We start from the raw sequence: 6,351 nt of genomic DNA on the forward strand, positions 1-6,351 counted from the left end.
CGGACTCACCGCAGGTCAGAGCCAGCCCGCGCCCTGGGAAATCCGGACCGCGTCCAGGCGGTTGCGCCCGCCGACTTTCCTTATCGCGGCCGCCAGATAGTTGCGTATCGTCCCCTTGGAAAGGTGCAGGGACCGCGCGATTTCCTCGATCGGCGCACCTTCGGCCGCGAGCGCGAGAACACTCAGTTCACGAGGTGTCAACGGCATCTTCGCGGCCTGAAGGAAATCGAAAGCGAGTGATTCGTCGATGAATCGCTCTCCTCTGGCGACCCGGTGGATTGCCTCCACCAAACGTCTCGGCTCACCGTCCTTGTTCACATATCCGAGAGCTCCCGCGTCAAAAGCCTTACGCAAAGCTCCCGGTTTCCGTACCGTGGCGAGTACGAGCAGACCGGGTCTCTGGCCCAGGTCACCGTAGGCGGACACCGTCCTGTCGATATATCCCGGAGAGTTCAGACAGTCGATATCGGCCACATATACCTGGGGCGGCACGACATATGCCCCGCGGAATGGCGTGTGCCCGGGTGCCGATGACACGTCGAGGGTTGTTTCGGCCCGTAACAGCGCCACGAGAGCCGAGCGGAAAAGACTCACATGGTGCACGACATGGACCCGGATCATCTACTGCCTCCTCCTGGCGTCATCACCCACACCACAATGCCCGGCCAAAGCGGCGAGGAACGCGGAATGCGTCAGCGAAGGGGGCACTTCCAGGGGCACACCGAGCACCCCCGCGTGCGGCAGTGCGCCACCGCGCGCGCCCGTCGGGACGGCGTGGGAGTCCCCATGGGCGGGCTCAGCGGTGTCCCGGCACCGTCACCACCCTCCATATCTCACGCTTATTCCGTTTCGCCGGGAAAGGAGGAAAATAGCAGGAGAGCGACGTCAATGGAGGCGAGCGATGGCACAGTCCCGCTACACCCAGGACCACGGGCTGACCACCCGCATGGTGACCACCATGTTCCTGATCGGCCTGCTGTACGTGGTCCTGGTCGGTGTGCTGCTGGCGGTGCTGGGCAAGTTCTGGCCCATCATCGTGATCTTCGCAGGTGTGCTTTTCATCGCGCAGTTCTGGTTCAGCGACCGTATCGCCGCCTTCGGCATGGGCGCGCGCGAGGTCACCCCGGAGCAGGCACCCGAGTTGCATGGCGCCGTCGACCGGATCTGCGCCCTGGCCGACATGCCCAAACCACGGGTGGCGATCGCGCAGAGCGACATCCCGAACGCCTTCGCCACCGGGCGGAGCGAGCGCACCGCCCTGGTCTGCGCGACGACCGGACTGCTGCGCAGGCTGGAGCCCGAGGAGCTGGAGGGCGTTCTGGCGCACGAGATGTCGCATGTCGCGCACCGGGATGTGGCGGTCATGACGATCGCCTCCTTCCTCGGCGTGATGGCGGGGCTGATCACCCGCTTCGCGCTTTACAGCGGGCTGTCGAACAGCGCCAGGAACGCCGGCCCCGCAGGCCTGATGATCATGGTGATTCCGCTGGTCAGCACGGTCGTGTATGTGATCGGCTTTCTGCTGACCCGGCTGCTCTCGCGCTATCGCGAGCTGTCCGCGGACCGCTCGGCCGCGCTGCTCACCGGGCGCCCCTCGGCGCTGGCCTCGGCCCTGACCAAGGTGAGCGGGCAGATGGCGCGGATTCCGACGCGGGATCTGCGGAAGGCGGAGCCGTACAACGCCTTCTACTTCGTCCCGGCGTTCGCCTCGAAGGAGAGCCTGGGCCGGCTGTTCTCCTCGCACCCGACGCTGGAGCAGCGGCTGGACCAGCTTGCCCGGCTGTCCACCGAGCTGGCCCGCCCGTGATGAACCGCGAGGCCACCAAGAGGCTCAGCCACTGAGCCGACAGGCTGAGCCACTGAGCCGCCGTACCGACCCGAATCGAGCGAGGAGCTGGTCCCGTGGGTCTTCTCGACACCATCCTCGGCCGGAGCAAGCCCGTCCGCCCCGATCTCGACGAACTCTTCGCACTCCCCTCCGCGGCGCTCACCCTCCAGGCAGGCGCCGGATTCATGCCCACCGGACGGGGCTCGGTCTGTTTCGCGGGCGTCGAGGGCGGCGGCTTCGCCCGGGTCAGGGAGGACGTACGAGAGCTGCTCGACGCGGACTCCGGGCGGGCCGGACATCCCGTGGAGTTCAGCCAGGACTCGTACGGCTACACCTGGCTGCTCGTCCGGCAGCCTCCCGAGGACACGGCCTCCCTGGTCAACGATCTGCACGCGGTCAATTCGCTGCTGGAGGAGGGCGGGTTCGGGCCTCAGCTGCTCTGCTCGCTGCTGAGCTTCCGCGACACGGAGCAGCGGCCCCTGGCGCTGGTCTATCTCTACAAGCGCGGCACCTTCTATCCGTTCGCGCCGCTGCCCGGCAGCAGCGAGAAGCGGGACAATCAGCGCGAACTCCAGGTGCGGGCCGTGCTCGGCAGCGATCTGCGGATCGAACCGGACCTGGCGCACTGGTTCCCCGTCTGGGGCGCACCCGGCCTCTGACCGACAGGACCGGTACCGGACCCGCCCAAGGACCAAGACCCACGTCCGGTCGCAGCGCCCTCCCGCACCCGGCTGCGCCCCCAGGCCACTCAGGCGTCCACCGGCCTCTCTGCCGCCCTCTCCGCCGTCTCCACGGCCTGCCGCCACCCCGCCCCCGCCGCGACCGCCGCGCGCCAGGGGCGGATCGCCCTGGGCGGCATACCGATGCCCAGCACCCCGGCCAGCCGGTCGCCCGTACGGTACGCGGCGAGGAAACGGCGCTCCACGAGGCTGCCCTCGACGACCGCCAGTTCCTCGTGGCCGCGGAGATGCCCGTACGCCTGCACCTTCATGTCGTACTGGTCCGACCAGAAGTACGGGACAGGGGCGTACGGAAGGGGCGCGTCGGGGCGCAGCAGGTTGCGGACGGCCGCCATGCCCTGTTCCGCGGCATTGGTCCGGTGCTCGATCCGCATCGTGGTGCCGAACAGCGGGTTGTACCAGCGGGCCACGTCACCGGCGCCGTAGACCCCGGGGGCGGCGGCGCTGAACCGGTCGCAGACCAGCCCGTCGCCGAGGGTGAGTCCGCTTCCTTCGAGCCACTCGGTGTTGGGCCGTGAGCCGATCGCCACCAGGATGTCGTCGGCGGGAAGGACGCTCGCGTCACCGAGCCGTACGCCGACGGCCCGGCCGGCGTCCGTGACCAGCCCGGCGACGGCGCTTCCGGCGCGCAGCGCGACGCCGTGATCCTGATGGGCGCGCGCCAGCACCCGTCCGATCTCCTCCCCCACCGCGTGCGCCAGCGGCACCGGCGCGGGCTCCACGAGCGTGACCTGCGCTCCCAGGCCCCGGGCCACGGCGGCGGCCTCCGCCCCCAGGAACCCGGCGCCCACCACAACCAGGCGACGGCCCGCCGCCAGCCGTTCCCTGAGTGCCGTCGCGTCGTGCAGGGTCCGCAGCACATGGACACCCGTGAGGGCCCCGGTGTCGCCGGGCAGCCGTCGCGGCCGTACCCCGGTGGCGATGACCAGGCCGTCGTACGCGACCGATCCGCCGCCCGAGAGGGCCACCGTCCGCTCCGCGAGGTCGAGCCCGGTCGCCCGTACCCCGAGGCGCAGATCGAGGCCGAGGGCGTCGAGTGCCTCGGGCGTGCGCAGTGCGATGCGGTCCGGCTGCCAGTCGCCCCGGAGGATCTGCTTGGACAGTGGCGGCCGGTCGTAAGGAACCCCGGGCTCGTCGCCGATGAGCGTCAGAGCGCCGTCGAAGCCGTCCCGGCGCAGGGTCTCGGCCGCGGCGAGCCCGGCGGCCGAGGCGCCGACCACAACGATCCGCCGGGGCCACCGCTCCGGCCGCCGCGCGGCGCGGGACTCTGACACGACATCGGCTTCCACACTCACAACGGCTCCCTCTTCGGTCGAGCGGTCAAGCGGCCGGGCGGCCAGGCGTCGCGCCGTCACCGGCCCGGGTCAGGGGAACCGTCCCAGAACACCGACCGGCGATTTCCTCGACTTCCAGGAGGGGGCGTACGAACGCGCGAGCGCGCGAACGGAAGCGGCGCCACCGGTGGTCCCGGCGGCGCCGCTGTCCTGCGTGCGTTACGGCTTGGGCAGAGCGCAGCCCGCACGGCTCAGGTCGATCTGGTTGCCCGAGCCGACGCACGGCACGATGCCGTACGTCTCCTGGGCGTAGTTGATGCCCTGACGCACCGTCACCGTGCCGTTCTGGTCGACCTCGCACGGGTTGTTGAGGGTGCAGCGGCCGCCGGACTCGTTGCCGGTGTTGTTGACGGCCACGACCTTGCCGGTGGTGTTGTCGATCACGGGCGAGCCCGAGGTACCACCGATGGTGTTGCACGCGGAGGTGTACCGGACCGAGTCCTTCCAGGTCCAGTCGCCCTCCTTCAACTGGTAGGCGAAGCCGTCGACGTTGCAGCTGTAGATGCGCTTCCAGTAGCCGGAGACCACCTTGATGGCGCTGCCCTGGACGGGCCGGACGGTGTTCAGTTCCAGCGCGTTGATCCCGTACGAACTCTGGATCTGGGCGTAGGTGCTGGTGAGCTGGTACAGCGAGACGTCGGTGTCGGTCATCGTCGCGTACGCGATCTTGCTTGCGCGCAGGGTCGCGACACCGGTGCCCGCCGAGTTCAGCAGGGTGAAGGTACGGGTGGACGCCCGGTTGACGACGACCTGGCCGGGGCCGAGGAAGCCGGTCTCCAGACAGTGGCCGTTGGACAGGACCAGGGCGGGGTCGCTGGGCAGCGACGCGGGCGTACGTACGACGGATCCCGAGCAGTTGCTGAGTGCCACCGTTCCGGCGAAGTCGACGGCCTGGATACCGACTTGGGACTTGGTGTCGGTCGCCGTGGCGGCCGTCGTGCGCTGCGCCACCGCGTCATGGCCGGTGGCCATGGCGGGTGCCGTTCCCGCTCCGAGGAGCAGGACGGCCAGGAGCGCGCCAAGGAGAGGCTTCTTCATGTGGGGTCCCCTCATGTGACCGAAGGTGCTTCGGTTTGTCATGCGCATTGTGAGTCCCGCGACGGCGGTGGGCAACCACGCCTCAGGAACCGACAGTTGTCTCCTCCGACGTCCAGGCGGCGGCCTGATCGCTGAGGGAGAGACCGAGCCCGGGGCGGCTCGGCACGGTCATCCGTCCCGCGCGCGCATCGAGCCGTTCGTTGAACAGCGGCTCCAGCCACTCGAAGTGCTCGACCCAGGTGGCGCGGGGGTAGGCGGCGGCGAGATGGAGATGGATCTCCATCGCGAAGTGCGGTGCCATACCGAGGCACTTGTGGTCGGCGAGCGCCATGATCTGCAGAAAGGGGGTGATACCGCCGACGCGCGGGGCGTCGGGCTGGATGAAGTCGGCGGCTCCGGCCATGATCAGACCGGTGTGCTCGGCCACACTGGTGAGCATCTCGCCGGTGGCCACCGGGGTGTCCAGACGCGCGGCCAGGGCCGCGTGGCCCTCCGCGTCGTACGCGTCCAGCGGCTCCTCGATCCAGGTCAGACCGAATCCCTCCAGGGCCCGGCCCATACGGGCGGCGGTGGTGCGGTCCCACTGCTGGTTGGCGTCGACCATCAACGGCACGTCGTCGCCGATCCGTTCGCGTACGGCCTCGACGCGCCGCAGATCGGCCCGGGTGTCCGGCAGGCCCACCTTGATCTTGACACCGCCGATCCCCCGCGCCAGCGCGAGAGCGGTGTTCTCCAGGACCTCCTCCAGCGGCGCGGAGAGAAATCCGCCGGAGGTGTTGTAACAGGGCACGGAGTCGCGGTGGGCGCCCAGCAGTTTGGCCAGCGGCAGCCCCGCCCGGCGCGCCTTGAGATCCCAGAGAGCGATGTCGAAGGCGGCGATGGCCTGGGTGGCCAGCCCGCTGCGCCCCATGGACGCACCGGCCCAGACCAGCTTCTGCCAGAGCCGGCCGGTGTCGCTGGGATCCTCACCGATCAGCTCGCCGGCGATCTCCCGGGCGTGGGTGTAGAGGCCGGGGCCGCCCGCGCGCTTGGAGTAGCTGAAGCCGAGGCCTTCGTGGCCGCCTTCGGTACTGATCCGCGCGAAGAGGAACGCGACCTCGGTCAGCGGTTTCTGACGTCCGGTCAGTACCTTGGCGTCGCTGACCGGGGTGCGCAGCGGCAGCCGTACGAGCGAGAGGCGGACGGCGGATATTCGGTCGAGCGTCGCTTCACCGGGGGCCGGGGCGAACGGCTGGACCGAGGCGGGCTGCGTGGCGGACGTCATGACAGGGCTCCTCGGGGCTTCCCGGGTCGGCGGTCGAATTACGTGCGGGGTACGCCGTATGACGGTGCCGGGCACGGCGCATCGGGACGAGAACGGCCCACCGACCCGCTGAGCCGACGGCCCCGCCCGCCGTAGCCAGCCCTGCCC

6 protein-coding genes are annotated in these 6,351 nt (G+C 69.8%); 2 read left to right on the forward strand and 4 right to left on the reverse strand.

Features of this window, described 5'->3' with window-relative positions; translation table 11 throughout:
* Window positions 1-15: 15 nt before the first annotated feature.
* Window positions 16-621: a response regulator transcription factor gene (locus WH07_RS10295; protein ID WP_046498343.1), complete on the reverse strand. Its 606-nt coding sequence runs from the start codon at window positions 619-621 to the stop codon at window positions 16-18.
* Between the two features lie 280 nt (window positions 622-901).
* Between WH07_RS10295 and htpX the strand changes: the two genes are divergently transcribed.
* Entirely contained in the window at window positions 902-1,807 is a 906-nt protein-coding gene (gene htpX / locus WH07_RS10300; RefSeq protein ID WP_046498344.1) for a zinc metalloprotease HtpX, read from the forward strand.
* A gap of 95 nt (window positions 1,808-1,902) precedes the next feature.
* Window positions 1,903-2,487, forward strand: a complete 585-nt coding sequence (pspAB, locus tag WH07_RS10305) for a PspA-associated protein PspAB (protein WP_046498347.1) — start codon at window positions 1,903-1,905, stop codon at window positions 2,485-2,487.
* 89 nt (window positions 2,488-2,576) lie between these two features.
* Here the strand turns inward: pspAB and WH07_RS10310 are convergent, their stop codons facing one another.
* From WH07_RS10310 to WH07_RS10320, 3 genes are all read right to left on the reverse strand, one after another.
* A complete protein-coding gene (locus WH07_RS10310) occupies window positions 2,577-3,857 on the reverse strand; it encodes an NAD(P)/FAD-dependent oxidoreductase (protein ID WP_232788803.1) in 1,281 nt (426 codons plus the stop codon).
* 204 nt (window positions 3,858-4,061) lie between these two features.
* Entirely contained in the window at window positions 4,062-4,940 is an 879-nt protein-coding gene (locus WH07_RS10315) for a trypsin-like peptidase domain-containing protein (protein ID WP_046498349.1), read from the reverse strand.
* Between the two features lie 82 nt (window positions 4,941-5,022).
* Window positions 5,023-6,204: an L-talarate/galactarate dehydratase gene (locus WH07_RS10320; protein WP_046498352.1), complete on the reverse strand. Its 1,182-nt coding sequence runs from the start codon at window positions 6,202-6,204 to the stop codon at window positions 5,023-5,025.
* Window positions 6,205-6,351 lie beyond the last annotated feature (147 nt).

Source organism: Streptomyces odonnellii (assembly GCF_000981895.1).
In the GTDB taxonomy this organism is placed as follows: domain Bacteria; phylum Actinomycetota; class Actinomycetes; order Streptomycetales; family Streptomycetaceae; genus Streptomyces; species Streptomyces odonnellii.

What these genes read in the sequence shown, in the direction of transcription:
- WH07_RS10315 (WP_046498349.1), bottom strand. Translation starts at nt 4,940, where the DNA reads ATGAAGAAGCCTCTCCTTGGCGCGCTCCTGGCCGTCCTGCTCCTCGGA.
- WH07_RS10320 (WP_046498352.1), bottom strand. Translation starts at nt 6,204, where the DNA reads ATGACGTCCGCCACGCAGCCCGCCTCGGTCCAGCCGTTCGCCCCGGCC.
- WH07_RS10295 (WP_046498343.1), bottom strand. Translation starts at nt 621, where the DNA reads ATGATCCGGGTCCATGTCGTGCACCATGTGAGTCTTTTCCGCTCGGCT.
- htpX (WP_046498344.1), top strand. Translation starts at nt 902, where the DNA reads ATGGCACAGTCCCGCTACACCCAGGACCACGGGCTGACCACCCGCATG.